The sequence below is a fragment of the Pseudomonas fluorescens Q2-87 genome, from assembly GCF_000281895.1.
GTDB classification, from domain to species: domain Bacteria; phylum Pseudomonadota; class Gammaproteobacteria; order Pseudomonadales; family Pseudomonadaceae; genus Aquipseudomonas; species Aquipseudomonas fluorescens_S.
In genome coordinates, this window is record NZ_CM001558.1 from 2,135,065 (window position 1) to 2,159,093 (window position 24,029).

General features: G+C 61.9%; 22 protein-coding genes. 15 read left to right on the plus strand and 7 right to left on the minus strand.

Annotated features, from left to right (window positions below):
* The first annotated feature begins 2 nt into the window (after nucleotides 1–2).
* The 11 genes from PFLQ2_RS17970 (at nucleotide 3) to PFLQ2_RS17920 (ending at nucleotide 13,524) form a co-directional block, all read left to right on the plus strand.
* Nucleotides 3–1,277, plus strand: coding sequence for an NAD(P)/FAD-dependent oxidoreductase (locus tag PFLQ2_RS17970; RefSeq protein ID WP_003180206.1), 1,275 nt, complete (start codon nucleotides 3–5; stop codon nucleotides 1,275–1,277).
* Nucleotides 1,278–1,363: 86 nt separating this feature from the next.
* Entirely contained in the window at nucleotides 1,364–3,007 is a 1,644-nt protein-coding gene (locus PFLQ2_RS17965; RefSeq protein ID WP_003180208.1) for an ABC transporter substrate-binding protein, read from the plus strand.
* A 43-nt stretch (nucleotides 3,008–3,050) separates the two neighbouring features.
* Nucleotides 3,051–4,007, plus strand: coding sequence for an ABC transporter permease (locus PFLQ2_RS17960; RefSeq protein ID WP_003180210.1), 957 nt, complete (start codon nucleotides 3,051–3,053; stop codon nucleotides 4,005–4,007).
* On the plus strand, nucleotides 4,004–4,879 hold the full coding sequence (locus PFLQ2_RS17955; protein WP_003180212.1) for an ABC transporter permease: 876 nt from the start codon (nucleotides 4,004–4,006) through the stop codon (nucleotides 4,877–4,879). Before PFLQ2_RS17960 ends, PFLQ2_RS17955 begins: the two co-directional genes overlap by 4 nt.
* A 1-nt stretch (nucleotide 4,880) precedes the next feature.
* On the plus strand, nucleotides 4,881–6,725 hold the full coding sequence (locus tag PFLQ2_RS17950) for an ABC transporter ATP-binding protein (RefSeq protein WP_003180215.1): 1,845 nt from the start codon (nucleotides 4,881–4,883) through the stop codon (nucleotides 6,723–6,725).
* Nucleotides 6,722–7,030 (plus strand): (2Fe-2S)-binding protein, encoded by a 309-nt coding sequence (locus PFLQ2_RS17945; RefSeq protein ID WP_003180217.1) that lies wholly within the window; start codon nucleotides 6,722–6,724, stop codon nucleotides 7,028–7,030. The genes PFLQ2_RS17950 and PFLQ2_RS17945 overlap by 4 nt, the downstream gene beginning before the upstream one ends.
* Nucleotides 7,012–8,388 (plus strand): NAD(P)/FAD-dependent oxidoreductase, encoded by a 1,377-nt coding sequence (locus PFLQ2_RS17940; RefSeq protein ID WP_003180219.1) that lies wholly within the window; start codon nucleotides 7,012–7,014, stop codon nucleotides 8,386–8,388. The genes PFLQ2_RS17945 and PFLQ2_RS17940 overlap by 19 nt, the downstream gene beginning before the upstream one ends.
* The gene (locus PFLQ2_RS17935; protein WP_003180221.1) at nucleotides 8,385–9,539 is read left to right on the plus strand and encodes an NAD(P)/FAD-dependent oxidoreductase; all 1,155 of its coding nucleotides are present in this window, start codon (nucleotides 8,385–8,387) and stop codon (nucleotides 9,537–9,539) included. Before PFLQ2_RS17940 ends, PFLQ2_RS17935 begins: the two co-directional genes overlap by 4 nt.
* On the plus strand, nucleotides 9,536–10,693 hold the full coding sequence (gene argE, locus PFLQ2_RS17930) for an acetylornithine deacetylase (protein ID WP_003180223.1): 1,158 nt from the start codon (nucleotides 9,536–9,538) through the stop codon (nucleotides 10,691–10,693). Before PFLQ2_RS17935 ends, argE begins: the two co-directional genes overlap by 4 nt.
* A 253-nt stretch (nucleotides 10,694–10,946) precedes the next feature.
* Entirely contained in the window at nucleotides 10,947–12,404 is a 1,458-nt protein-coding gene (locus PFLQ2_RS17925; RefSeq protein WP_003180225.1) for an NAD-dependent succinate-semialdehyde dehydrogenase, read from the plus strand.
* Nucleotides 12,405–12,444: 40 nt separating this feature from the next.
* The gene (locus PFLQ2_RS17920; RefSeq protein WP_003180227.1) at nucleotides 12,445–13,524 is read left to right on the plus strand and encodes a tartrate dehydrogenase; all 1,080 of its coding nucleotides are present in this window, start codon (nucleotides 12,445–12,447) and stop codon (nucleotides 13,522–13,524) included.
* A 295-nt stretch (nucleotides 13,525–13,819) separates the two neighbouring features.
* On the opposite strand, the gene PFLQ2_RS17915 is transcribed toward PFLQ2_RS17920, so the two are convergent.
* The 3 genes from PFLQ2_RS17915 to PFLQ2_RS17905 all read right to left on the minus strand — a co-directional run bounded on the left by PFLQ2_RS17915 (nucleotide 13,820) and on the right by PFLQ2_RS17905 (nucleotide 16,598).
* Complete coding sequence (locus PFLQ2_RS17915; RefSeq protein WP_003180229.1) at nucleotides 13,820–14,527, minus strand: cupin domain-containing protein; 708 nt, start codon at nucleotides 14,525–14,527, stop codon at nucleotides 13,820–13,822.
* 41 nt (nucleotides 14,528–14,568) lie between these two features.
* Complete coding sequence (locus PFLQ2_RS17910) at nucleotides 14,569–15,426, minus strand: GNAT family N-acetyltransferase (RefSeq protein WP_003180231.1); 858 nt, start codon at nucleotides 15,424–15,426, stop codon at nucleotides 14,569–14,571.
* A gap of 245 nt (nucleotides 15,427–15,671) precedes the next feature.
* Nucleotides 15,672–16,598, minus strand: a complete 927-nt coding sequence (locus PFLQ2_RS17905; protein ID WP_003180233.1) for a 2-hydroxyacid dehydrogenase — start codon at nucleotides 16,596–16,598, stop codon at nucleotides 15,672–15,674.
* Between the two features lie 285 nt (nucleotides 16,599–16,883).
* Here PFLQ2_RS17905 and gabT point away from each other — a divergent pair, with 285 nt between their 5' ends.
* The 3 genes from gabT to PFLQ2_RS17890 all read left to right on the plus strand — a co-directional run bounded on the left by gabT (nucleotide 16,884) and on the right by PFLQ2_RS17890 (nucleotide 19,443).
* Nucleotides 16,884–18,176 carry a 4-aminobutyrate--2-oxoglutarate transaminase gene (gabT, locus tag PFLQ2_RS17900; protein ID WP_003180234.1) on the plus strand — a complete coding sequence of 431 codons (1,293 nt, stop codon included), beginning with the start codon at nucleotides 16,884–16,886 and terminating at the stop codon, nucleotides 18,174–18,176.
* 76 nt (nucleotides 18,177–18,252) lie between these two features.
* The gene (locus PFLQ2_RS17895) at nucleotides 18,253–18,909 is read left to right on the plus strand and encodes a hypothetical protein (RefSeq protein ID WP_003180236.1); all 657 of its coding nucleotides are present in this window, start codon (nucleotides 18,253–18,255) and stop codon (nucleotides 18,907–18,909) included.
* 45 nt (nucleotides 18,910–18,954) lie between these two features.
* Entirely contained in the window at nucleotides 18,955–19,443 is a 489-nt protein-coding gene (locus PFLQ2_RS17890) for an Lrp/AsnC family transcriptional regulator (protein WP_003180238.1), read from the plus strand.
* A 131-nt stretch (nucleotides 19,444–19,574) separates the two neighbouring features.
* Here PFLQ2_RS17890 and PFLQ2_RS17885 read toward each other — a convergent pair whose 3' ends face one another.
* Together PFLQ2_RS17885 and PFLQ2_RS17880 are read right to left on the minus strand one after the other, a co-directional pair.
* Nucleotides 19,575–20,528 carry an alpha/beta fold hydrolase gene (locus PFLQ2_RS17885; protein WP_003180240.1) on the minus strand — a complete coding sequence of 318 codons (954 nt, stop codon included), beginning with the start codon at nucleotides 20,526–20,528 and terminating at the stop codon, nucleotides 19,575–19,577.
* A 673-nt stretch (nucleotides 20,529–21,201) separates the two neighbouring features.
* Entirely contained in the window at nucleotides 21,202–22,002 is an 801-nt protein-coding gene (locus PFLQ2_RS17880; protein WP_003180241.1) for a DUF6630 family protein, read from the minus strand.
* 45 nt (nucleotides 22,003–22,047) lie between these two features.
* On the opposite strand from PFLQ2_RS17880, the gene PFLQ2_RS17875 reads away from it, so the two are divergent.
* Nucleotides 22,048–22,488, plus strand: a complete 441-nt coding sequence (locus PFLQ2_RS17875; protein WP_003180244.1) for a GNAT family N-acetyltransferase — start codon at nucleotides 22,048–22,050, stop codon at nucleotides 22,486–22,488.
* A 53-nt stretch (nucleotides 22,489–22,541) separates the two neighbouring features.
* Here PFLQ2_RS17875 and PFLQ2_RS17870 read toward each other — a convergent pair whose 3' ends face one another.
* Together PFLQ2_RS17870 and PFLQ2_RS17865 are read right to left on the minus strand one after the other, a co-directional pair.
* Nucleotides 22,542–23,522 (minus strand): hypothetical protein, encoded by a 981-nt coding sequence (locus PFLQ2_RS17870; protein ID WP_003180246.1) that lies wholly within the window; start codon nucleotides 23,520–23,522, stop codon nucleotides 22,542–22,544.
* 55 nt (nucleotides 23,523–23,577) lie between these two features.
* Nucleotides 23,578–23,943 (minus strand): hypothetical protein, encoded by a 366-nt coding sequence (locus tag PFLQ2_RS17865; protein ID WP_003180248.1) that lies wholly within the window; start codon nucleotides 23,941–23,943, stop codon nucleotides 23,578–23,580.
* Nucleotides 23,944–24,029: the final 86 nt, after the last annotated feature.

Here is a 24,029-nt window from a genome sequence, read left to right on the forward strand (position 1 = left end):
ACATGGGCAGTGAGTCCTATTGGCTCGATACCGCACCGGCATTTACCGGTGCTCAGCTCGGCGGGTTGCCCGGGCAGGTTGATGTCGCCATCGTCGGTGGCGGGTTCACCGGCCTGGCAGCGGCCCGGGCCCTGGCCTTGAAGGGCGCCAGCGTGGCGGTGCTCGAAGCGGGCCGGGTGATTGGCGAAGCCTCGGGGCGCAATGGTGGGCATTGCAGCACCGGCGTCGCTCAGGATTACGCGGCATTAAGCGCCAGCCTCGGCGCCGAAAAAGCGCGCGCCTATTACCAGGCTTATGAAAGCGCCGTGCACAGCGTTGTTGCGCTGGTGGAGCAGGAGCACATCGCCTGCGACCTGACGCGCAACGGCAAGCTCAAGTTGGCCGCCAAACCGATGCACTACGAAGGACTGGCGCGCACCTGCGAACTGATCCGCAAGGAGGTCGACGCCGACGTCGAGTTGTTGTCCGCCCAAGAAACGCGGGAGGAAGTCAACTCGGCCCAGTTCCACGGCGGTTTGCTCCAGCGCAATGGCGTACAGATGCACATCGGGCGATTCGGGGTCGGCCTGGCGGAAGCCGCGGCGCGTCACGGCGCATCGATCTTCCAGGGTGTGGCGGTGAAGGACTGGAAGGCCAGCGGCGGCGGCTACCAAGTCAACACCAGCAAGGGAACGCTACATGCCACGCAGATTTTGCTGGCGACCGGCACCTGCCAGCAGGGTGGCTTGGGCTGGTATCGGCGCAGGATCGTGCCGGTGGGCAGCTTCGTGGTGGCGACCGAAGTGCTGCCTCAGGCGTTGATCGACAGCTTGCTGCCGGCCCGCCGCTCCTATGTCACCAGTCGCATGATCGGCAATTACTTTCGGCTGACCCCGGACAACCGTCTGCTGTTTGGCGGTCGAGCGCGGTTTGCCATGTCTGACAGCGTCTCCGATGCCAAGAGCGGCAAGGTTCTGCAAGCCGCCATGGTGCAAATGTTCCCGCAGCTGGCGAACACCCGGATCGACTACTGCTGGGGCGGGTTGGTGGACATGACCTCCGATCGGCTGCCTCGGGCCGGCCAGCATGACGGGGTTTTTCACTCCATGGGCTACAGCGGCCATGGCGTGCAGATGTCGGTGCACATGGGCCAGGTCATGGCCGAAGTCATGGCCGGCAGAGTCGAGGCCAACCCGTGGCGCGAACTCGATTGGCCGGCCATTCCCGGGCACTTCGGCAAGCCCTGGTTCCTGCCGCTGGTAGGCGCGTATTACCGCCTGCAGGACTACCTACACTGATTCATATGGCGTTGTTTTGTGTTTCAACCACGTTGCGTAAACCGTGCGCAACCGAGCCCTAATCACTTGCGGAAGGTAGAACTGACATGACTGACAATAAGAACAGCATCGACGGCCAGTTGATTACCGGCACAGAAAGCCTGCGTGTTTTCGAAGGGCTCAATCGCGGCATGTCGCGCCGCCATGCATTGCAGATGCTGGGGGTGGCGGGTGTAGCGGTGGCGGGCGCCGGCAGCCTGTTTGGCGCTGCCGGCAAACTGTTTGCCGATGAGGAAGCCAGTCCCGGCAAAGGCAAGCCCGGCGGGCGTATCCGCGTCGCCGGTATCTCCAGTTCCACCGCCGACACCCTGGACCCGGCCAAAGGCTCATCGTCTACGGACTATGTGCGTCACTACATGTTCTACAACGGCCTGACCCGTTTCGACAGCCACATGGTGCCGCAACTGGAACTGGCCGAACGCATCGACACCACCGACGCCACGCTCTGGGTGATTACCCTGCGCAAGGAAGTGGTCTTCCACAACGGCAAAGGCTTGACCGCCGCCGACGTGGTGTTTTCCCTGTTGCGACACAAGGACCCGATCACTGGATCCAAGGTCCTGCCCCTGGCGGAGCAGTTTGCCGAGGTCAAGGCCAACGGTACCCACGAGGTGCAGATACGCCTCAGTGGTCCGAACGCCGAGCTGCCTTCGATCCTGGCCATTTCCCATTTGCTGATCGTGCCCGAAGGCACCAGCGACTTCAGCCAGGGCATCGGCACCGGGCCGTTCAAGGTCAAGGAGTTCAAGCCAGGGGTTCGCTCGGTTGGTGCGCGCAACGCCAATTACTGGAAACCGGGGTTGCCTTACCTCGACGAGATCGAATTCATCGGCATCGCCGACGAACCGTCACGGGTCAACGCGTTGCTGTCGGGCGACGTGCAGATCATCAACGAAGTCAACCCGCGCTCGACCACACGCATCAAGGACAGCACCAACCACCGGGTTGTCGATTCGCCGTCGGGTAACTACACCGACCTGATCATTCGCCAGGACCAGATGCCCGGCCAAAGCCCGGAATTCACCGAGGCCATGAAGCTGTTGCTGGACCGCGAGCAAGTCAAGTCGGCGATCTTCCGTGGCTTCGCCAGGGTCGGCAACGACCATCCCATCGCCCCTGGCGCGCGGTTCTACAACGCCGACCTGCCACAACGGGCCTACGATCCCGAAAAGGCGCGCTTCCTGCTGAAAAAGGCCGGCATGGAAAGCATCAGCATGCCAGTGATGTGCTCGCCGGCCGCCACCGGCTCGGTCGACGTTGCCGTGCTGTTGCAGCAATCGGCCAAGCAGGCCGGGCTCAAGCTCGATGTCAACCGGTTGCCGAGCGATGGCTACTGGTCCAACCACTGGGCCAAGCACCCGCTGAGCTTCGGCAACATCAACCCTCGGCCGAACGCCGACATGATCTTCTCGCAATTTTTCCAGTCAACTGCGCCCTGGAATGAATCCGGCTGGAAAAACCCGCAGTTCGACCAGTTGCTGATCCAGGCCCGGGGTGAAACCGATGAGGTCAAGCGCGGCAAGATGTATGGCGACATGCAGGCTTTGGTGCATGAGCACAGTGGTATCGGCGTTCCCGTATTCATCAGCAACATCGATGGCGTCGACCAGCGCGTCAAAGGCTACGGCACCAATCCGCTGGGTGGTTTCATGGGCTACATGTTTGCCGAGCAAATCTGGCTGGACGCTTGATAAGCAATGTTTGGCTGCGTGACACGGCACAAGGGGTAGGGTGATGAATAGCAATACACTGTGGCTGATCGGCCGGCGCCTGGGTGCCGCGATCGTGACGCTGTTGATCGTATCGATGGTGGTGTTCGCCATCACGGCGGTGTTGCCGGGAGACGCGGCGCAACAGTCACTCGGACAGTTCGCCACGCCAGAACAAGTGGCCGCCCTGCGGGTGAAAATGGGGCTCGATCAGCCGGGTGTATTGCGTTACCTGCACTGGTTGACGAGCCTGCTCAGCGGCGACATGGGACTGTCGGTCTCCAACGCCGTGCCGGTCACTGAGCTGATGGCCGGACGGGTGCCCAACACCCTGATGCTGGCGGCCGCGACGGCGCTGGTGTCGGTGCCGGTGGCGCTGCTACTGGGCATCGGTTCGGCCATGGGCCGAGGCGGGCGCATCGATGGCTTCCTGAGCTTTTGCACCCTGGCAATGGTGGCGGTACCGGAGTTTCTGGTCGCCACCCTGGCGGTGCTGATTTTCGCGGTGAACCTGGGCTGGCTGTCGGCGCTGTCGTATTCCAGCGAAATCACCTCACCGCTGCAATTCATGCGCACCTACGCGTTGCCGGTGATGACGCTGTGCTGCGTCATCGTTGCACAAATGGCGCGCATGACCCGGGCGGCGGTCATCGATCAACTCGACAGTCCCTACGTGGAAATGGCCCGCCTCAAGGGCGTCAGTTCGGTGCGGGTGGTGCTGCGCCATGCCTTGCCCAACGCCATCGGGCCGATTGCCAATGCCATCGCCTTGAGCCTGTCCTACTTGCTGGGCGGCGTGGTGATCGTCGAGACGATTTTCAACTATCCCGGTATCGCCAGCTTGATGGTCGATGCCGTGACGAACCGCGACATGGCGCTGGTCCAGGCCTGCACCATGCTGTTTTGCACGGCGTACCTGATGTTGGTACTGATCGCTGATCTGTGCGCGATCCTTTCCAATCCGAGGCTGAGAAACCAATGAACAATCTCATGGTGAAATCGCCGCCTGCGGCGCCCGAACTGGCGGTGGGCAAGGTCGCTCACAAAGCGCCCTGGCTCGGCCTGATTGGCGCCGCGATGTGTGTGATCTGGCTGCTGATCGCCATCTTTGGTCCCTGGCTGGCGCCGCACCCGGTAGGCGAAGTGGTTTCCGACAATGTCTTTGACAGCCTCAGCGCCACGTACCCGTTGGGCACCGATTACCTGGGCCGCGACATGCTCAGCCGCATCCTGGTCGGTGCGCGTTTTACGGTTGGCCTGGCGTTGGTGGCAGCGGTCCTGGCCAGTGGGCTGGGCACCAGTTGCGCGTTGCTGTCGGTGGTCTCGCCCAAATGGCTGGACGAACTGATCAGCCGCCTGATGGACGCGTTCATTTCCATCCCGAGCAAAATGCTCGCGCTGATCATGGTCTCGGCCTTCGGCTCATCGGTGACCTTGCTGATCTGCACGGCGGTACTCAGTTTCATGCCGGGCGCGTTCCGTATCGCCCGCAGCATGGCGGTGAACATCGAGGCCCTGGAATACGTGCAAGTGGCCCGTACCCGTGGCGAGCGTCGGTTGTACATCGCCTGTGTCGAGATCCTGCCGAACATTCTCAATCCGGTGCTGACCGACCTGGGCTTGCGCTTCGGCTTCATCGTCCTGCTGCTCAGCGGCATGAGTTTTCTCGGCCTGGGCGTGCAACCGCCGGATGCCGACCTGGGCTCGCTGGTGCGGGAAAACATCGGCGGCCTCAACCAGGGCGCGCCGGCCATCGTGATACCGGCGTTGGCCATCGGCACCCTGACCATCGGCGTCAATCTGTTTATCGATCGCCTGTCGTCACGGCGCAATCGACGTACGGGAGGCCATTGATATGAGCGAATTGATCCGAGTCGAAAACCTGCGTGTGGTCGCCGGTGGCGAGCGCGGCGAAGTTGAGATCGTCAAGGGCGTGAGTTTCTCCCTGGAAAAGGGCGAAGTGCTGGCGCTGATCGGCGAGTCTGGCTCCGGCAAGACCACCATCGCCTTGGCGCTGTTGGGGTATGCCCGGCGCGGTTGTCGCCTGGCCGGCGGCGTGGTGCGCATTGGCGAGCATGACATGCTGGCGCTGGGTGAAAGCCAGCTGCAAGGCCTGCGTGGCAACCGTGTGTCGTACATTGCGCAGAGCGCGGCAGCGGCGTTCAACCCGGCGAAGAAACTCATCGACCAGGTGGTGGAAGGCGCGTTGATTCATGGCCTGGGCACTCGGGCCGTCCTCGAAGCCAAGGCCATCGAGCTGTTCCGCGACCTGTCGTTGCCTGACCCTGATCGCATCGGCCAGCGTTATCCGCACCAAGTCTCCGGCGGGCAACTGCAGCGGGTAATGGCGGCCATGGCCCTGATCAGCGATCCGCTGTTGGTGGTGCTCGATGAACCGACCACGGCGCTGGACGTGACCACCCAGATCGACGTGCTGCGCGCCTTCAAGCGTGTGGTTCGCGAGCGCGGGGCCACGGCGGTCTATGTGTCCCACGACCTGGCCGTCGTTGCGCAAATGGCCGACCAGATCGTGGTACTCAATGGCGGGCAGATTTTCGAACAGAGCGCCACCGAACCACTGCTCAAAAACCCGGCCCATGCCTACACCCGCAGCCTGCTGGCGGCAGCGCGGCCGGACACGACGATTCGTCCGCCCTGCGGTGTGGCCGAAGACACGCCGTTGCTGACCATCAGCGGTTTGACCGCCGGCTACGGCAACAAGAACCAGCACGGCATGCCGGCGATCCGTGTGCTCGAGGATATCGACCTGACGGTGCGCCGGGGCCAGGCCATCGGTGTGATCGGTGAGTCCGGCTCGGGTAAGTCGACCCTGGCACGGGTGGTGGCGGGGCTTTTGACCCCCGCACTCGGTGGGCTGACGTTCGATGGCCAGCCACTGGGCGGCAGCCTGTCCGAACGCACGGGTGAGCAGTTCCGGCGCATCCAGATGGTCTTCCAGAACGCCGACACAGCGCTTAATCCGATGCACAGCATCAGCACCATTCTCAGCCGGCCACTGAAGATGTATTTCGGGCTCAAGGGCGCAGCGCTGCGCGAGCGGATCGGCGAACTGCTCGACTTGGTGCGCCTGCCACGGGACATGGCCGAGCGCCGCCCCAGCGAACTCTCCGGCGGTCAGAAACAGCGGGTCAACCTGGCCAGGGCGCTGGCGGCCAAACCGGACTTGATCCTCTGCGATGAGGTGACCTCGGCCCTCGACACGGTGGTGGGCGCGGCGATTCTCGAACTGCTGCGCGACCTGCGCCAGCAATTGGGGGTTTCCTATCTGTTCATCAGTCACGACATCTCGACGGTGCGAGCGCTGTGTGACGACATCGTGGTGATGTACAGCGGCCACAAGATCCAAGAGGGCACGCGAAAGTCGTTCGCCCAGGCGCCGTTTCATCCGTACACCGAGCTGCTGATTCATTCGGTGCCGGAGTTGCGTCAGGGCTGGCTGGAAAGTTGCGGCGCCACGACCTGCGGCACGCTGCCGGCGTTGGGCCCGCGCGCCGATGTGCCAGGCCTGTGCACCTTTCTCAATCGCTGCCCGGTGCGGGTCGACGGCGTGTGTAACCACACCGCGCCGCCCCGGCAATTCATCGACGGCGGCAGTGAGATCCTCTGTCATCACGACGGCGGCGAGTTGCTCAAGAGCCAGCAGAATTCAAACAGCATGATCGTGGGAGCCTATGCATGAACGGTCGTTTCGTGAGGTTGGCCGAACAGGGCCGGCCCATCGTCAAGTTGAAGGTGGACGGCATGCCCATCGAGGCGTTGCAGGGCGACACCTTGATGGTCGCGTTGCTGACCCATGGCCCGGCGTTGCGCCAGTCGGAATTCGATCCGGGCAGCCGGGCCGGTTTTTGCCTGATGGGTGCCTGCCAGGATTGCTGGGTCTGGACCCGCAGCGGCGAACGCCTGCGCGCCTGCTCCAACGAAGTGCGTGAGGGACTGGACATCATCACCCAACAACCGGAGGCGATATGGCCACTGCGCGGATAGTCATTGTTGGCGCTGGGCCGGCGGGCGTTCGTAGCGCCGAGACCTTGGTGGCCGCCGGTTTCAAGCCGATCGTCATTGACGAGAATCGTCGCGATGGCGGACAGATCTACCGACGCCAACCCGAAGGGTTCACCCGCAGCTACGTGACGCTCTACGGCACCGAAGCGCGCAAGGCCCAGGACCTGCACGAAACCTTCGACCGCCTGCGCCCCCAGATCGATTACCGTCCGGACACCCTGGTGTGGAACTTGACGCCGGGCCAGCTGTGCTGCGTCAGCCAGGGCCAGCATTCGGTGGTGGATTACGACGCGCTGATCCTGTGCACCGGCGCAACCGATCGCTTGATGCCGATTGAAGGCTGGCAGCTGGGCGGCACCTACAGCCTCGGCGGGGCGCAAATCGCCTTGAAGGCCCAGGCCGTTTCCATCGGCCATCGCGTGGTGTTCATGGGCAGCGGGCCGTTGCTGTACCTGGTTGCCAGCCAGTACCTCAAGGCGGGTGCCAATGTCGCGGCGGTGCTCGACACCTCGCCGCTGGCCAAGCGCATCCAGGCCTTGCCCCAACTCATGGCGCGCCCGGGGTTGCTGTTCACCGGCATGAAGCTGCTGGCGCAGCTGTATCGGGCCAAGGTCCCGGTGCACTTGGGGATTTCGCCGCTGCAAGTGCTTGGTGAGGCCACCACGGGTGTCAGCGGCGTGCGGGTCCGCACCGCCAGCGCAAAGACCTTGACGGTGGATTGCGACGCCGTGGCGCTGGGTTATCACTTGCGGCCGGAAACCCAATTGGCCGACCTGGCGGGTTGTCGCCTGCGCTTTGACGAGGCGTCTGGCCAGTGGTTGCTGGACACGGATGAGCAAGGTCGCACGTCGGTCAATGGCGTCTACGCGGCTGGCGACGGGTCGAAGATCCGTGGCGCCGACGCCGCCGAGCATGCCGGGCGCCTGGTTGCCATGGCGCTGTTGGGCGATCTGCAGCAACCGGTGGACGCCGTGCAAGTGGCGGAACAGCGCCAGGCGCTCAAGGTGATGGATGCGTTTCGCCTCGGCCTGGCCCAGGCGTTTCCCTGGCCGGCGGCGCAAGCCAAGGCATTGCCGGACGAGGCCATCGTCTGCCGCTGCGAAATGATCAGCGCCGGTGAACTGCGGCGCACCGTCAGTGAAAAGGGCGCCTGCGAAGTCAACCGCGCCAAGGCCTTCAGCCGGGTCGGCATGGGCCGCTGCCAGGGCCGTTATTGCTCCCAGGCCGGGGCCGAAGTGATCGCGGCGGCGGCCGGGGTCGATGTCCAGGAGGTCGGCCGGCAGCGCGGTCAGGCTCCGGTCAAACCGCTTTCCATGCTCACCCGGGAGGTGGCGCCATGACGATACACAAGGCCGACGTAGTGATCGTCGGCGGCGGCCTGATGGGCTCGGCGGCGGCGTTTTTCCTGCGCCAACGTGGGCAATCGGTGATCTTGCTTGAGCGTGACCAGATCGGTCAGTACGCCAGCGGCGTCAACTTCGGCAACGTCCGGCGCCAGGGGCGCTTTCTTGGGCAACTGGAACTGGCGAACCGTTCCTGGGCGCTGTGGAAACGCCTGCCGGAGCTGATCGACGACGACCTGGAGTTCATCGCCAGCGGGCATATGCGCGTGTGTTATCGCGATGACGAGATCGCCGAGCTGCAAGCCTACGCAGACGCTCCCGAGGCGGAGCAACTGGACCTGAAGATCTTTCGTGGCGACGAGCTGCACAAGCGCTTTCCGTTTCTCGGCCCGGATGTGAAGGGCGGCTCCTACGCGCCCCATGACGGTCACGCCAATCCGCGCCTGGCGGCCCCGGCGTTTGCCCGGGCGGCGCGGCGCCTCGGTGCGCAAATCGAAGAACGCACCGAGGTGGCCGAAGTGCAGAAGGGCGGTGACGGTTTTAGTGTTACCACTACCGACGGCCGCCAGTTCAACGGCACGCAATTACTGATTACCGCCGGCGCCTGGGGCCAGAAACTCTCGGCGCAATTCGGCGAGCCGGTGCCGCTGGACACCCACGGTCCGCAAATGGCCGTCACCGAACCGGTGCCGTATGCCTTGCCGACGGTGATCGGGGTGTACACCAAGATCCCTGAGGAAGTGATTTATTTCCGCCAGATTCCCCGGGGCAACATCGTCATTGGCGGCGGCTATCGCAGCAAGCCGGACATGCTCAACCGCCGGGCCTATGTCGAGCCGCGCAGCATTCTCAACCAGTTGGAGCAGATGCGTCGGCTGCTGCCGGGCGTCGGCAACTTGAACATCATCCGCGTGTGGAGCGGCATCGAAGGCTACATGCCCGATTCGCTGCCGGTGATGGGCCCCAGTGGCAATGTCGATGGCTTGTACTATGCGTTCGGGTTTTGCGGTCACGGTTTCCAGCTCGGCCCAGGCGTCGGCGACGTCATGGCCGAACTGATCAGCACCGGCAGTACTCGAACCTCGATCGAGCCGTTTTCCATCCGCCGGTTCGCCCTTTCAGCCGAGCAAAGGAGCAAGGCCTCATGAAGCCCCGGGTTTTAGCCATTTTCCAGCGCCTGCTGGCGTTTGAGACGGTCTCTTCTGAATCGAACCTGGCCCTGATCGAGTACGTGCGCGAGCTGCTCTTGGGCAAGGGCATCGAGTCGTTGATCGTCAAGGATGAAAGCGGCAAGAAGGCCAACCTGTTCGCCAGCACCGGTCCGCGTGAGTTGCCCGGAATCTTGCTGTCCGGCCACACCGACGTGGTGCCCGCGGCGGGGCAGGCCTGGACCGTCCCGGCGTTCCAGGCGACCGTGCGGGACGGGCGGGTGTATGGGCGCGGCAGCTGTGACATGAAAGGCTTTATCGCGCTGGCCATCGACGCCATGCTCGACGCCGCCGACCATTCGTTGAGCCGGCCGTTGCAACTGGCGCTTTCCCATGACGAAGAGATTGGCTGCGTGGGGGTGCGTCGCTTGCTCGACGTGCTGCACCTGGCGCCAATGCGGCCATTCCTGTGTGTGATCGGCGAGCCGACCAACATGCAGTTCGTTCTCGGACACAAGGGCAAGGGTTCCTACCGCACCTATTGTCGTGGCCTGGAAGCGCATTCGTCCCTGGCGCCGCGTTCGGTCAATGCCATTCACGTGGCCTGTGATTTCATCGCGGCGCTGCGCCAGAGCCAGCAGCAACTGCAAGCCCAGGGCGCCCAGGACAGCGACTACGACGTGCCCTACAGTACCGTGCATGTGGGGCAGATTGTCGGCGGCAAGGCGCTGAACATCGTGCCCAACCTGTGCACCCTGGATTTCGAAGTGCGCAACCTGCCGGCCGATAACCTGGATCAATTCCTGGAGCAATTGCGCGAACGTGCCGAAGTGATCGTGCGCGAGGCCCGGCAACTCTCCAGCGTGGCGGACATCGAAATCGAAACCCTGAACGTCTATCCCGGCCTGGATACGCATCCGAGCGTCGAGGCCGTGCGATTCCTGAAAAACTTCGCCGCCCCCGGCACGGGTACCGCCAAGGTGTCCTTTGGCACCGAGGGCGGTTTGTTCAAGCAACGCCTGGACGTGCCGGTGGTGGTCTGCGGCCCAGGCTCCATCGAACAGGCACACAAGCCGGACGAGTTCATCGAGATCAGCCAGATGGACGCGGGGGAACGGTTTTTGGATGGGTTGTTGGGGGCGTTGAAACTCTAAGCCATACACAAGACAAATGTGGGAGCGGGCTTGCTCGCGAAGGCAATGTGTCAGTTAACAATGAGTCGACTGGCACGCCGCCTTCGCGAGCAAGCCCGCTCCCACATGGGGATCAGTGGTGAGGCTGGCACCTCGGTATAGCCTGCCGCCGCAGCGCAAAACTTCAGCATCCAACGCTGCCCAAGACCCGCTTTCAGCATCCTGCTTCGTGGCATCTCCCTAGACTGGAAATACCTCGGAACAGGACACGACCATGCTCAAGAACCAATTGAAAGACCCCAGCCTGTTGGCAGAACTGGCCTACATCGATGGGCAGTGGATGGGCGCCGACAACGCCGCCACCCTTGACGTCATCGACCCCGCCAGCGGCCAAGTGCTCGCCCGGGTGCCGGCCATGCAAGGCGTAGAAACCCGTCGCGCCATCGAGGCCGCCGAGCGCGCCTGGCCGGCGTGGCGCGCGCGCCCGGCGGCGGAGCGTGCGGCGCTGCTGGAGCGCTGGTACCAAGCCATGATCGACAACCTCGACGACCTCGCGCTGATCATGACCTGCGAGCAGGGCAAACCGCTCAACGAAGCCAAAGGTGAAATCCGCTACGGGGCCGGTTTCGTCAAATGGTTTGCCGAGGAAGCACGCCGGGTTTATGGCGAGACCATCCCCGCGCCCAGCGGCGACCGTCGCCTGCTCACGCTCAAGCAACCGGTCGGCGTCTGCGCCGCGATCACGCCATGGAATTTCCCCAACGCGATGATCACTCGCAAATGTGCACCGGCCTTGGCCGCAGGCTGCCCGGTGATCGTCAAGCCGTCGGACCTGACTCCGTTGTCGGCCCTGGCCCTGGCCGTGCTGGCCGAGCGGGTCGGGATTCCAGCCGGGGTATTCAACGTCGTCACCGGTTTGCCCGCCGGCATCGGCGAAGAGCTGACCGGCAATCCGACGGTGCGCAAGATTTCCTTCACCGGCTCCACGGCGGTCGGTCGGTTGTTGATGCGCCAGAGCGCCGAGCACATCAAGCGCTTGAGCCTGGAACTGGGCGGCAACGCACCGTTCATTGTGTTTGACGACGCCGACCTGGAGCAGGCCGTTACCGGAATCATGCTCAGCAAATTTCGCAACGCCGGCCAGACGTGCGTCTGCGCCAACCGCATCCTGGTGCAGGACGGTATCTATGAGCGTTTCGCCGAGCGGCTGGTGGAAGAGGTGGGCAAACTCAAGGTCGGCAACGGCCTGGAGGCTGACGTCATGATCGGCCCGCTGATCAACCTGGCCGCCGTAAACAAAGTCGCCCGGCACATCGACGACGCGTTGAGCCAGGGCGCGCGCCTGCTCTGTGGCGCAGTGCCTGGCGGCGACAGTCAATTCGTCCAGCCGACGGTGCTTGGCGAAGCCCACGCCGGGATGTTATTGGCCAACGAAGAAACCTTCGGCCCCGTCGCGCCGTTGATGCGCTTTAGCACCGAAGAGGAGGCATTGGCCCTGGCTAACGCTACGCCGTATGGCCTGGGGGCTTATTTCTTTACCCAGGATCTGCGCCGTTCATGGCGCTTCGGCGAGGCGCTGGAGTTCGGCATGATCGGCCTCAATACCGGGATCATTTCCATGGAAGTCGCGCCCTTCGGTGGCATCAAGCAATCGGGCCTGGGGCGCGAGGGCAGCAAATACGGCCTGGATGAATACCTTGAAGTCAAAGCCTTCCACATCGGTGGGCTGTAATGCGGCCGTCGTTTGGACAGACACCTGGGAGCCATGATTGATGAGCAAAGCATTTCGAATTGCCGCCATCGCCGGCGATGGCATCGGCAAGGAAGTCCTGCCGGAAGGACTGCGGGTACTGGAGCAGGCTGCAAAAAAGTGGCAACTGGACTTGAGCATCGAAGTGCTCGATTGGGCCCATTGCGACTATTACCTGGAGCACGGGCAGATGATGCCCAGCGATTGGTTCGAGCAACTCAAGGGCTTCGACGCGATCTACTTCGGCGCCGTGGGCTGGCCGGATAAAGTGCCGGACCATATTTCCCTCTGGGGTTCGCTGCTCAAGTTCCGGCGCGACTTCGACCAGTACGTGAACATTCGCCCGGTGCGGTTGTTCCCCGGTGTACCGTGCCCCTTGGCCGGGCGCGAAGCGGGGGACATCGACTTCGTGGTGATCCGCGAAAACACCGAGGGCGAATACTCGTCCGTCGGCGGCAAGATGTTCGAAGGCACCGAGCATGAGTTCGTGCTGCAGGAGTCGGTGTTCACCCGGCGCGGTGTCGATCGCATCCTCAAGTTCGCCTTCGACCTGGCCCAGACCCGACCGCGCAAACGCCTGACCGCGGCGACCAAGTCCAACGGCATCTCCATCAGCATGCCGTACTGGGACGAGCGCACGGCATTGATGGCCGAGCAGTACCCGGACGTGAAATGGGACAAACAACACATCGATATCCTCTGTGCTCGGTTCGTGTTGCAGCCGGACCGCTTCGATGTGGTGGTGGCGTCCAACCTGTTCGGCGACATCCTCTCCGACCTGGGACCTGCATGTGCCGGCACCATCGGCATCGCACCGTCGGCCAACCTCGATCCGCAACGGCGCTTCCCATCGCTGTTCGAGCCGGTGCACGGCTCAGCGCCGGATATCTATGGAAAGAACATCGCCAACCCGATCGCGATGATCTGGTCCGGCGCGTTGATGCTCGACTTCCTGGGTAACGGCGACGAACGTTATCGCGCGGCCCACGACGGGATTCTCCAGGCCATTGAACAGGTTATCGCCAAAGGCCCGATCACCCCCGACCTGGGCGGCGAGGGCTCGACCCAGGATGTCGGCAAAGCCATCGCCGCCGCGCTTTGAAAGACCTGCGACACCCTTTTGCCCGCGCACACTGCGGGCTTTTTTGGGGCTATAGAAAAGTTGATATTCACCACCGATCCCTGTGGGAGCGAGCTTGCTCGCGATGGCGGCGTAATGCTGTTCACTTAAGGCAATCGACAAACCCGTGGCGAGGGAGCTTGCTCCCGCTGGGCCGCGAAGCGGCCCCAAACCTGCCAAATGCGGAGCATCAGACACACCGCGCCCGCCGGTTTACGACTGCTTCGCAGCCGAGCGGGAGCAAGCTCCCTCGCCACAGGACCAGCATGAGTCCAAGCTATTTGACGACGTAGACCTTGCGCACATAGACGCTGCTCTGCCAGGCACACGGTGCATTCAGGGGCACGAACACGGTATCGCCGGTGTTGACCGTCAGGTCGCTGCCATCGGCTGTCTGCAGAGTAATGCTGCCTTCGAGCACGTGCATCAGTTCATGCAGTTTGTGCGGGCGTGACCGGCGGGTGTAGGGCGTCGAATCCCAGACGCCGATACGCAGGTTGGACGCTTCTTCGACAAACAGATTGTGCGAGCGACATTGGGGCGGCGGGCTGATCAGAATCTCACCATCCGGCGCCGCGGAGGGCGAGAGATGGGTGTGGGCGGGGAGCGCCGTTAGCCCGGGATGACGCGCGTCAACTACCGGGACATCAGCACAGAATGCCCACAGAGACTCCGCTTGCGCCTCGATCTCAAGGGCCGTCCCCAGACCGATCACCGCGCTCTCACCCGGCTTGAGCTGCAGCGTTTGCGCCTGACTCCTGAGGGTGACCGCGCCCGCATGCACCACGATGGTTTCATTGAAGGGGTAGTCGTCGACGCTGAACCGGCCACTCGCCCGGACCACACCGGCAGCCATGCCATCCGCCCCGGCATAGGCGATGAGTCGGTCAAACGGATCATCGGCGCCCAGCGAGCCTGATGTGAAAGAGGTTGAAGCGAGACGGCCGTCGGCGTGTGCCAACAGCACTGCGGTCGGTTCGAGCATGAAAATGATTCTCCAGGGCAACGTTGATGAGGACGGTTTTTTCAGCCAATGGCCTGGGTCACCAGCACGAACTGCCGCACCGCGCCGGTAGCCTCTGGGGGTGTGCCCCGTGCCATCTGGGCGACCGTGTCGACGTGCTTGAGCCCGGCCTCTTCCAACCAAGGTGCCAAGCCGCTGTTTGAGGGAATGTCGATGCGGACAAAAGCATCCGGCACCTTGGCCAGCAGCACTGCGATCAAGTGCCGGGCCTGCTCCAGGTCTTGAGCGACGACCGGACCAATGCAGCGACCACGGCCAAAAGGGCGTAGCAAGGCGAAGGCGCACAAGCGACCGTCCCGTTCCACGCCCACGGCCTCTTCAACCACTTGGAACAGGTCGTTCAATACGGCTTCGCGGTCCAGCCCACTGGCGGCATTGGCCAGGCTGACCAGCTCGGGCTGATCGGCTTCGCTCAGCGAACGGCAGCGCTCGCCGACGGCCAATGCCTGCGGGGCCGGTGCCTGCGCTTGTCCTTGATGCTGCTGGACGTGCCCAAAGTCGACGAACCCCTGGCTCGCATAAAGCGGAGCACCGGCCAGCGTCGCATTGAGGATGGGGGTTCTTGAACCGCACGCCTCGATAGCCAGCTCCATCAGTTTGCGACCGATGCCCTGGCCCTGGTATTCATCATCGACGATGACCAAACCAATGGTGGCGTGGCTCCCCTGCGGGCAGGTGAACGCGGTGCCGATCAAACGGCCTCGATCCTCGACGACAAAACCCTGGGCGACGCGCTGCAGCATCGCCCAGTCTTCCAGGCGATGAGGCCATTTCAACTGCACGGACAAGGCATGCGCCGCAGGGACATCGGCGGCCGTCATGGAACGATAGAAGTAGGTGGGGCGTTGCGAAGTGGACATGGCAGATCACCATTGAGAAGGTACTGATCGGACGGTTTTAATCCGCTGAAAGCCTTTGTATCTCACCTGCCAAGGGGCCTGGCAAGGGCCTCGGGTGGATTCGGCAGGTTCACTAAGCAGCGGCTGCGTCGACCACATTTCTTGCTCAAATCCATGGTCGGGCCAGCAGTAAATATCGGGGTGGGTTTCAACGCGGATGCCAGATCCGAAGGGCGTTAAGGCCTGTGCGCAACAGCCCTTGACGGTCAATAGTTTCTTTCACGGTCAACCAGCCCCAGCATCGATTCGCCCCGTTGATGCCGACGGATATTGTCCAGCAACACGCCGAACGCACTTTCAGGTTGGGTCATTGCCGCGATGTGCGGCGTCAGCAGGATCTGCGGGTGGTTCCAGAAAGGGTGGTCCGGTGACGCCGGCTCCTGTTCCAGCACGTCGAGCACCGCCGCGCTCAGTTGGCCATCGGCGAGCGCTTCCAACAGATCCGTTTCTACCAAATGTCCACCCCGACCCATGTTGACCAGGGCCGCGCCTCTGGGCAGGTGTTGGAACAACTGGCGGTTGAGAATACCTCGGGTTTGTTCGGTCAGGGGCAGGACGCAGACGACGATGTCGCATTGACCGAGAAACGCTGGCAGTTGGTCGCTCCCGGCAAAACACTCCACGCCGGCGATGTCATGCGCGCTGCGTGCCCAACCCGACAGGGCGAAGCCGAATGCCTTCAACGTGGCGAGTATCTGTTGTGCCTGCAAACCGAGGCCCATGACGCCCACCCGGCGCTGCGCTGCGGGCACCAGGCGGTGTGCCTGCCAGCGGCGTTCTGCCTGCTGTTGGCGATAGCGCAGCATGTCCCGATGCAAGCTGAGTACGGCAAAACTGGCGTATTCGCACATGCCCTGGCTGATGCCCGGATCGAGCAGGCGCACCACCGGCAGCGTTGCTGGCAAGCGGTCGAGGTCCAGCTGATCGACCCCGGCGGACAAGGCGAACAGCACCTCCAGGTTTGGCAATAACGTTTGCACGTCGTCCGGCGCCTGCCAAGCCGCCAAGTAGCGGATATCCCGCGGATCGCCGATGTCCGGCCAGGCACGCCATTCGATATCCGGAGCGTGTTCGGCGAACAACCGTCGCCAGAGTTCACCGCGTACCGGGTCAGCTTTATAGAGCAGGGCCATGGATCGTTTCTCGCCGGGAAGGAGGGATAACTAGCATGCCTCAACGCCAGAGCAGGATCTGTCGAAAGGGCCCGCATGGAAGCATCACGCTGCGTTGTAGGGCACCGTTTCCGGCAGATTACATGGGCTGCGATGTCGCTGGAGGATTCTGCTGTTTGCCGGGGTGTAAACAGTCGATCCGAATTTCTCAATGACCAAGTTCGGCTTAGACAATCGCGTCGAACGCTTAACCTGTGAACACACCGCAACCGCTTCCTGGGTGCGAGGCTCACGATGGGAAATGCCATGAACAGTAAAGTCGAAGAAACCCCTAGTCTGCTCCGTCAGCGTGATCAATTCGTGCCACGTGGCCTGGTTACCGCGCATCCGCTGGTGATCGACCGGGCCCAGGGCTCGGAACTGTGGGATGTGGACGGCAAGCGCTACCTGGACTTCGTCGGCGGCATCGGTGTCTTGAACGTCGGCCACAATCACCCCAAGGTTGTCGCGGCCGTGCAGGCCCAATTGCAAAAAGTCTCCCACGCCTGCTTCCAAGTGGTCGCCTACAAACCCTATCTGGATCTGGCCCAGCGCCTGTGCGAAATGATTGGCGGCCAGCAGGCCTATAAAGCGGCGTTTTTCACCTCCGGCGCCGAAGCGGTGGAAAATGCCGTGAAGATCGCCCGTGCCCACACCAACCGTTCGGCCGTGATCGCTTTTCGTGGCGGCTTCCATGGCCGGACCTTGCTCGGCACCACGCTGACCGGGATGAGCCAACCGTACAAACAGAATTTCGGACCGTTTGCGCCAGAGGTGTTCCATACGCCGTATCCAAATGCCTATCGCGGTGTCACCAGCGAGATGGCGCTGGGGGCGTTGGATGAGCTGTTGGCGACCCAAGTGGCCCCTGAGCGCGTCGCGGCAATCATCATCGAACCGGTGCAGGGCGATGGCGGTTTTCTCTCGGCGCCGGTCGAGTTTCTCCAGGGTTTGCGTGCGCTGACCGAAAAACACGGCATTGTGTTGATCCTCGACGAAATCCAGACCGGTTTCGGTCGCACCGGTAAATGGTTCGGCTTCCAGCATGCCGGCATCCAGCCGGACCTGGTCACGGTCGCCAAGAGCCTGGCCGGTGGCTTGCCGCTGTCCGGCGTGGTCGGCAGGGCCGCGATCATGGACGCACCGTTGCCCGGTGGCCTGGGCGGTACTTACGGCGGCAACGCGCTGTCTTGCGCGGCGGCGCTGGCGGTGATCGAGGCCTACGAACAAGAACAGTTGCTGGCCCGTGGCTTGGCGTTGGGTGAGCGTCTGCGCGAAGGTCTGTTGCGCCTGCAAACCCGCTACCCGCAGATTGGCGATGTGCGCGGCAGTGGTTTCATGCTGGCCATCGAGCTGATCAAGGACGATGAGGCGCGCACGCCGGACGCGGACTTGAACCAACGCCTGATCGATGAAGCACGGGCGGGCGGGCTGTTGGTGATCAAGTGCGGGGTGTATCGCAACGTCCTGCGCTTCCTCGCACCGCTGGTGACGAGCGACGCGCAGATTGACGAAGCATTGCAGATTCTCGACGCTGCCCTGGCACGCGTGTTGGGCTGACACGTCTCGCATTCAGGGCGCTTGCCCGGCAAATCAAGGAGCGTGGAGTGATGGAACATCATCGGAGGCTTTACCCATGAGTCTGACTGACTATCGAGCGTTGCTGATCGACTGCGATGAAGTCGTGGTGGATCGCGACGCCGGCATCTGGACGGCGTTGCAGCCGTTGCTGGAGAGTTATGGCCAACCATCGGACAAGGCCCAGGTGTTGGCCGAATTCGACGAGGTGCTGCAGGCTTTGTATCCACGTTTTGGCGAGCTGGGCTTTAGCGGTCTGCTGTGTTTCGCCCATCGCCAATTGGCCGAACGCTGGAAGCTCAAGGCGAGCTGGGAGGAGGGCATGAGCTTCGCCCGGTCCGCGGCGAGTTGGTCGTTGTTCGAGGATGCACCGGGCGCAATGCTCTATTTGCGCAAGTTCTATCGCTTGCTGGTGCAGGGGGATCGCGATGCAGAAGACCGCGGTGCCTTGTGTGAACGCCTGGGCATCGAACCGGACGATTTTATTTCTCTGGCCATCGATCCTTTGCAGGATCACGATTGGCTGGCCGCCAACGATCTTGGTGCCGAAGCGATTCTCCAAGTCACCCGCCCCGGTGCCCGTCGACGCGAAGCGGGGGCTGTGTGCCTGATCTGCCGTAACCCTGAGCAGCCTCCCCAGCCGTGCGCGGCGGACTACTGCATCAACAGCATGGCCGACCTGGTGGCTCAGCATCAGCTGTCCTTACGGCGCTGATTTTGTTAGAAGATTGTCCTACGAACGGCAGGCAAGAGGTATGCGATGGAAGGTTTAGCGAAACTGGACCGAATCGACATCAGCATTTTGGTAGAGCTTCAAAAAGACGGCCGCATGACCAACGTCAGCCTGGCCGATGCGGTAGGCCTGTCGGCCAGCCCATGCTTGCAACGGGTCAAACGGCTGGAATCGCTGGGGTATATTTCCAGCTACAAGGCCCATCTGAACCTGGCCAAGATTACCGATTCAGTGACGGTTTTCACTGAAGTCACCTTGAGCGACCACAAGCGCGAAGACTTCGCGAAATTCGAATCCAACATCCGTCTGGTGGATGAGGTGCTCGAATGTCACCTGATCAGCGGGGGCTACGATTACCTGGTGCGCTTCATGACCCGCAGCATCCAGGATTACCAGGAGGTGATGGAGAGCCTGCTGGACAAGAACATCGGCATCTCCAAGTACTTCAGCTACATCGTGATCAAATCGCCGGTGCGCAAGGACGAGATTCCGTTGCGTAAGCTGTTGCGCCACTAAATCGATAGCCACCCCCAAACCAGTGTGGGAGCGGGCTTGCTCGCGAAGGCGTCGGGCCTGTTTGCATTGATGTTGAATGCGCCGACGCTTTCGCGAGCAAGCCCGCTCCCACAAATGGATGTACGCAGGGCCTATTCCTTGAGGAATGTCAGCAGATCCTGATTGAGGCGGTCTTTATGCGTCTCGATCAGGCCGTGAGGTGCACCTGCGTAGACGATCAGTCGGGCACCCTTGATCAGCGCCGCCGAGGCCCGGCCTGAAGCGTCGATGGGCACGATCTGGTCGTCATCGCCATGGATCACCAGCGTCGGCACGTCGAACTTCTTCAGGTCGCCGCGGAAATCGGTGGCCGAGAATGCCGCGATGGAGTCATAGGTATTTTTGCTGCCGCCGAGCATGCCCTGCATCCAGAACGATTGGATTTGCGCCTGGGAAGGCTTGGCACCCTTGCGGTTGTAGCCGTAGAACGGGCCCGAGGCGATGTCCAGGTAAAGCTGCGAGCGATTCTCCAGGGACGCCTTGCGCAGGCCGTCGAACACTGCGATAGGCAAGCCACCGGGGTTTGTATCGGTCTTGAGCATCAGCGGCGGCACGGAGGACACCAGCACGGCTTTCTTCACCCGAGCGGTGCCGTGGCGACCGATGTAGCGAGCGACTTCACCGCCGCCGGTGGAGAACCCCACCAGGGTCACGTCCTTGAGATCCAACGTTTCGATGACCGCTGCCAGGTCGTCAGCGTAGTGGTCCATGTCGTTGCCTTCCCACGGCTGGCTGGAACGGCCATGGCCGCGACGGTCATGAGCAATCACGCGATAACCCTTGGAGGCGAGGAACATCATCTGCGCGTCCCAGCTATCGGAGTCCAGCGGCCAGCCGTGGCTGAACGTCACCACCTGACCGTTCCGTGGGCCCCAGTCCTTGTAGTAAAGCTGCACGCCATCCTTAGTGGTGATGTAGCTGGCGGACTGGACCACGCTCCCGACCGCGGACACGGTCGTACCAGCCTGGACAGGTGTCGCGGCTTCGGCGCTGAGGGTGGCGAACGCCAGTGCAGCAATGGCCAGGGTGCGGTTGAGTGTGTTCATCGTTTCTCTCTCCATAAGGTCGGTTTGATCTGCGGCGACCTTCATCGATCGCGTTGGCGGGCAGATTAGAGAGAGAGGGCGATGACGAGAACTGAGTGATATCGATAGCGACTATACGAAAATCCGATAGCTGGGCTTCGCTTTGCTGCGCACCAAACGATACGGGTCAGTACTTTCCCGTGGCGAGGGAGCTTGCTCCCGCTGGGCTGCGCAGCAGCCCCACACAGGGTATGCGGTGCATCTGAATGACCGAGTCGGCTGACTTGAGGGCCGCTTCGCGCCCCAGCGGGAGCAAGCTCCCTCGCCACGGTGTAATTGACCTGAACCTCATGTGGGAGCGAGCTCGCTCGCGATAGCGGTGGGTCAGCTTGCATCGTCGTTGGATGGACTGCCGCCTTCGCGAGCAAGCCCGCTCCTACAGGATGCTGCTCGCTTGAGAAGTACATATTCCCGTGGCGAGGGAGCTTGCTCCCGCTGGGCTGCGCAGCAGCCCCACACAGGGCATGCGGTGTATCTGAATGACCGAGGCGGCTGGCTTGAGGGCCGCTTCGCGCCCCAGCGGGAGCAAGCTCCCTCGCCACAAAAAAACGTACTCTTTGATTTAACCGAAAGAAGGCACTGGCCCCAACGCGTGATAAATCCAAGTACTGCTGCGACGGTTGCAAGCGACTACTCAATATTTGTAGACGATCCTCAACCGACCCATGATCTCCAGCGCATTCACCAGGCTCAAACCGTTCATGGGCAAGCAAGCGAAGGCCTGGTACTCATCGAAATGCGTGCCGATGGCCAACAACTTCAAATCATGGGCCTCCAACTGCCCGTTGAAATACTGAAGCAGCGCTCGCTCCCAATCGTTGGCGCGGTTGACGGCATCGATGGTCTTGGCATCAGGCTCGGAAATTTCAAGGCCCAACTGCCGTAGCGGTGCGAGGGCATTGACGGCGCTTACCCCGTAGGAAGACCATTCCTTCCATTCGAACTCAGCCAGCCGATTGGCCTGGGCAAGCGCCGACTGCACCTGAGTCCACGCCCAATCCCACTGCGCGACAGGCGCCGGCATGTTCTGGACAAGCGCCTGCGCTTGCTCTTCGTCGAACAGTTCATAGAACAGATCCGCCAGCGTATCGGCCAAGTCCGGCTGCGGCCCTTGGCCCTGGGTGTCCAGGTCTTGGCTCAAACGCAGCCATACGCTGTCCAGTTCCTCCCAATCTTCTTCATCCATCTCATCCTCGACCACCTGCGCCTGATGCCCGCGCTTGTAGTTATCCAGCTGCGTCTTGCGCACACGAATAACACCTTCGGCGAGATCGACCTGGTAGCTGCGGTAGTCCAGGTAGTTGGTCTGGAAGACGATGCGGTCAGGGAAGATGTCATGAGTGATGCTTTCTTCAGCATCGAAATAGGTAGCGCCTTCGGGCTTGCCGTGGGCGGCGGTGATGCGTTGGAATGGCAGTGGGTCGATTGGGTTCATGTGGGTTGGGCCGTTACGTGAGGGTTTCACTTTGTTGAGGACAATATGAAAATTCGAAACGCCTTACTAACCGATGCAGAATCGGTGTCTAAACTCCTGGGGCAGCTAGGCTACCAAGCCTCGCCACGGCTTATCCGAGATAAGCTTGAGATCTTAGGAGCCAGTACTTGCGATACCGTGCTGCTGGCGCAAGACGGTGTAAATGTTGTCGGCGTCATAAGCTTACACGTGCTGGAGCTGTTTCATCAGCCAGGTAGACTCGGACGTATTACCTCGCTAGTCATTGACGAAAACTACCGGGGACAAGGAGTAGGGGCGATGCTAGTTGCCGCTGCCGATGCGTTTTTTACAAAGCAACTCTGCACTCGGGTTGAGGTAACCAGCGGTGACCACCGAACAGAGGCCCACGCATTTTACGTGCGGCAAGGTTTCGCCGTTGACGAGCGTCGGTTTGTAAAGCGGTATGGATTTTCCGAGGCCGAGTAAAGCCACGCTATTAACGACCCTAAGGCAGGTAAAACCTGTCTTGATGACCACTGTCAGGAGTCTGCGCGATGGCCAACAGCGGCCAATTTCATCCGGCCTTGGATCGCCGTGCGCAGGCAACCCCAGGCAATGAATCCGATGATCAGCACCTCGGCTACGCCCACCAGAAAGTTGAATGAAAAGCTGAGCGGTTGCTCGGCCCAGTAAAAAGTCGTCGGGCGCGTTCGAAAGCCGCTTACGCGCAGCCGTCCAGTAAACAGAGCAGGCACCAATGCGACGAGGTGGGTCAGCTCAAGCACCGCCATGAAGGTGCCCATCAGCGTGAGCAAGGCGCGGGTGGGAATACCGAGTTTCTCGGTGGGTTCAGGTTCGGGCGTGGCTCCTTTTTGACGCCGCTGCCTGGCTTCCCTCACCACTTTACCGCTGGCTGGGGACGGGGCAGGCCTATAGGCAGCCTTCACAACAGCCGCCGAATCATCAACGACCTCAGTGGGCACCGCCACGTTCAGGTAGTCGGCCAACTCACGCAGCCACACGTCAGTGCGTTCACTTCCCGGCACTACCGGAACGTTATTGGTCGTCAGGCGGTGGGCGGTGCCATCGCGCATCATCAGCCACAGTTGGGTGTAGGCTTGCTCAGCCTGAGGACGGCGGCGCAGTTCGAGGTATTTGGCAGCATCGATTCTAAACACCGATTGCACGCGCTCGCGGCGTCCAAAAAAGTTTTGGGTGAGGCGCTTGCCTTCGCCGTCCATCCGTGACAACACCAACGTCTCGCGCATACCGGTGTAGACCACCAGCAGCAGACCAAGCGCAGGAATCAACAGCAGGCCGAGCACGATCAGCAGTGCCGACAGCGGATGAATATCAGCAAACAGCGAGAGCCCATCCGCGAACACAAACACGACGAACGCCAGCGGCATGATGAAGGCAAGCGCGCCCGCCAGCAGCACGAATGTGCTATGCACCAAGTTGCGCGAGTGAATATGCAGATCACCCTGCGCAGTGCGTTCGAACCGATGTCCTGTCAACATTCGAATCTCCAAAGGCGCTCAATGGGGGCGCTCAACTTTTTCCTCCGATAAGAAACTATTCCACAAGCTCGACATAATCAGATTCGCCACCGCCCTCCGCGCCGGACAACCAACCCCAGACGAAGTGGAGCGTGGTGCGGCCTGCTGGGTCAGCGCCCACCGTACCGCGCGACCAACCGGCAAGGATCTCACCGTCAGTGGTCAAGCATTGATAAAGAAGGTCGATGGTATCTGGGCCAGTCACACGACCAATCTGGGTTCCTATACGAATCCGCCCGCCTTGGTAGTTGCCAGTAATGGCCTCTTCGTTGACGAAGTAATGAAAGACCGTGCCGGCACCCGATAGCCCCTGGGTATTGTTCGCTACAGTGAATCGGCGATTATTCAAGCGTTCCCCAAGTTGAGACAAAGCCGTTTCCATCCGTTGCGTCCTTTGAATAGTCCATTGCGTAGCTGCGCACCTTAAACCATTTTTCCAAGCCTGATGGCACGGTCATGACAGACAGA

Coding starts and splice junctions, on each gene's coding strand:
- PFLQ2_RS17885 (WP_003180240.1), bottom strand. CDS start 20,528: ATGAACACACTCAACCGCACCCTGGCCATTGCTGCACTGGCGTTCGCC.
- PFLQ2_RS17955 (WP_003180212.1), top strand. CDS start 4,004: ATGAACAATCTCATGGTGAAATCGCCGCCTGCGGCGCCCGAACTGGCG.
- PFLQ2_RS17865 (WP_003180248.1), bottom strand. CDS start 23,943: ATGGAAACGGCTTTGTCTCAACTTGGGGAACGCTTGAATAATCGCCGA.
- argE (WP_003180223.1), top strand. CDS start 9,536: ATGAAGCCCCGGGTTTTAGCCATTTTCCAGCGCCTGCTGGCGTTTGAG.
- PFLQ2_RS17905 (WP_003180233.1), bottom strand. CDS start 16,598: ATGGCCCTGCTCTATAAAGCTGACCCGGTACGCGGTGAACTCTGGCGA.
- PFLQ2_RS17880 (WP_003180241.1), bottom strand. CDS start 22,002: ATGAACCCAATCGACCCACTGCCATTCCAACGCATCACCGCCGCCCAC.
- PFLQ2_RS17870 (WP_003180246.1), bottom strand. CDS start 23,522: ATGTTGACAGGACATCGGTTCGAACGCACTGCGCAGGGTGATCTGCAT.
- PFLQ2_RS17910 (WP_003180231.1), bottom strand. CDS start 15,426: ATGTCCACTTCGCAACGCCCCACCTACTTCTATCGTTCCATGACGGCC.
- PFLQ2_RS17950 (WP_003180215.1), top strand. CDS start 4,881: ATGAGCGAATTGATCCGAGTCGAAAACCTGCGTGTGGTCGCCGGTGGC.
- PFLQ2_RS17925 (WP_003180225.1), top strand. CDS start 10,947: ATGCTCAAGAACCAATTGAAAGACCCCAGCCTGTTGGCAGAACTGGCC.
- PFLQ2_RS17960 (WP_003180210.1), top strand. CDS start 3,051: ATGAATAGCAATACACTGTGGCTGATCGGCCGGCGCCTGGGTGCCGCG.
- PFLQ2_RS17935 (WP_003180221.1), top strand. CDS start 8,385: ATGACGATACACAAGGCCGACGTAGTGATCGTCGGCGGCGGCCTGATG.
- gabT (WP_003180234.1), top strand. CDS start 16,884: ATGAACAGTAAAGTCGAAGAAACCCCTAGTCTGCTCCGTCAGCGTGAT.
- PFLQ2_RS17875 (WP_003180244.1), top strand. CDS start 22,048: ATGAAAATTCGAAACGCCTTACTAACCGATGCAGAATCGGTGTCTAAA.
- PFLQ2_RS17920 (WP_003180227.1), top strand. CDS start 12,445: ATGAGCAAAGCATTTCGAATTGCCGCCATCGCCGGCGATGGCATCGGC.
- PFLQ2_RS17915 (WP_003180229.1), bottom strand. CDS start 14,527: ATGCTCGAACCGACCGCAGTGCTGTTGGCACACGCCGACGGCCGTCTC.
- PFLQ2_RS17940 (WP_003180219.1), top strand. CDS start 7,012: ATGGCCACTGCGCGGATAGTCATTGTTGGCGCTGGGCCGGCGGGCGTT.
- PFLQ2_RS17890 (WP_003180238.1), top strand. CDS start 18,955: ATGGAAGGTTTAGCGAAACTGGACCGAATCGACATCAGCATTTTGGTA.
- PFLQ2_RS17965 (WP_003180208.1), top strand. CDS start 1,364: ATGACTGACAATAAGAACAGCATCGACGGCCAGTTGATTACCGGCACA.
- PFLQ2_RS17945 (WP_003180217.1), top strand. CDS start 6,722: ATGAACGGTCGTTTCGTGAGGTTGGCCGAACAGGGCCGGCCCATCGTC.
- PFLQ2_RS17970 (WP_003180206.1), top strand. CDS start 3: ATGGGCAGTGAGTCCTATTGGCTCGATACCGCACCGGCATTTACCGGT.
- PFLQ2_RS17895 (WP_003180236.1), top strand. CDS start 18,253: ATGAGTCTGACTGACTATCGAGCGTTGCTGATCGACTGCGATGAAGTC.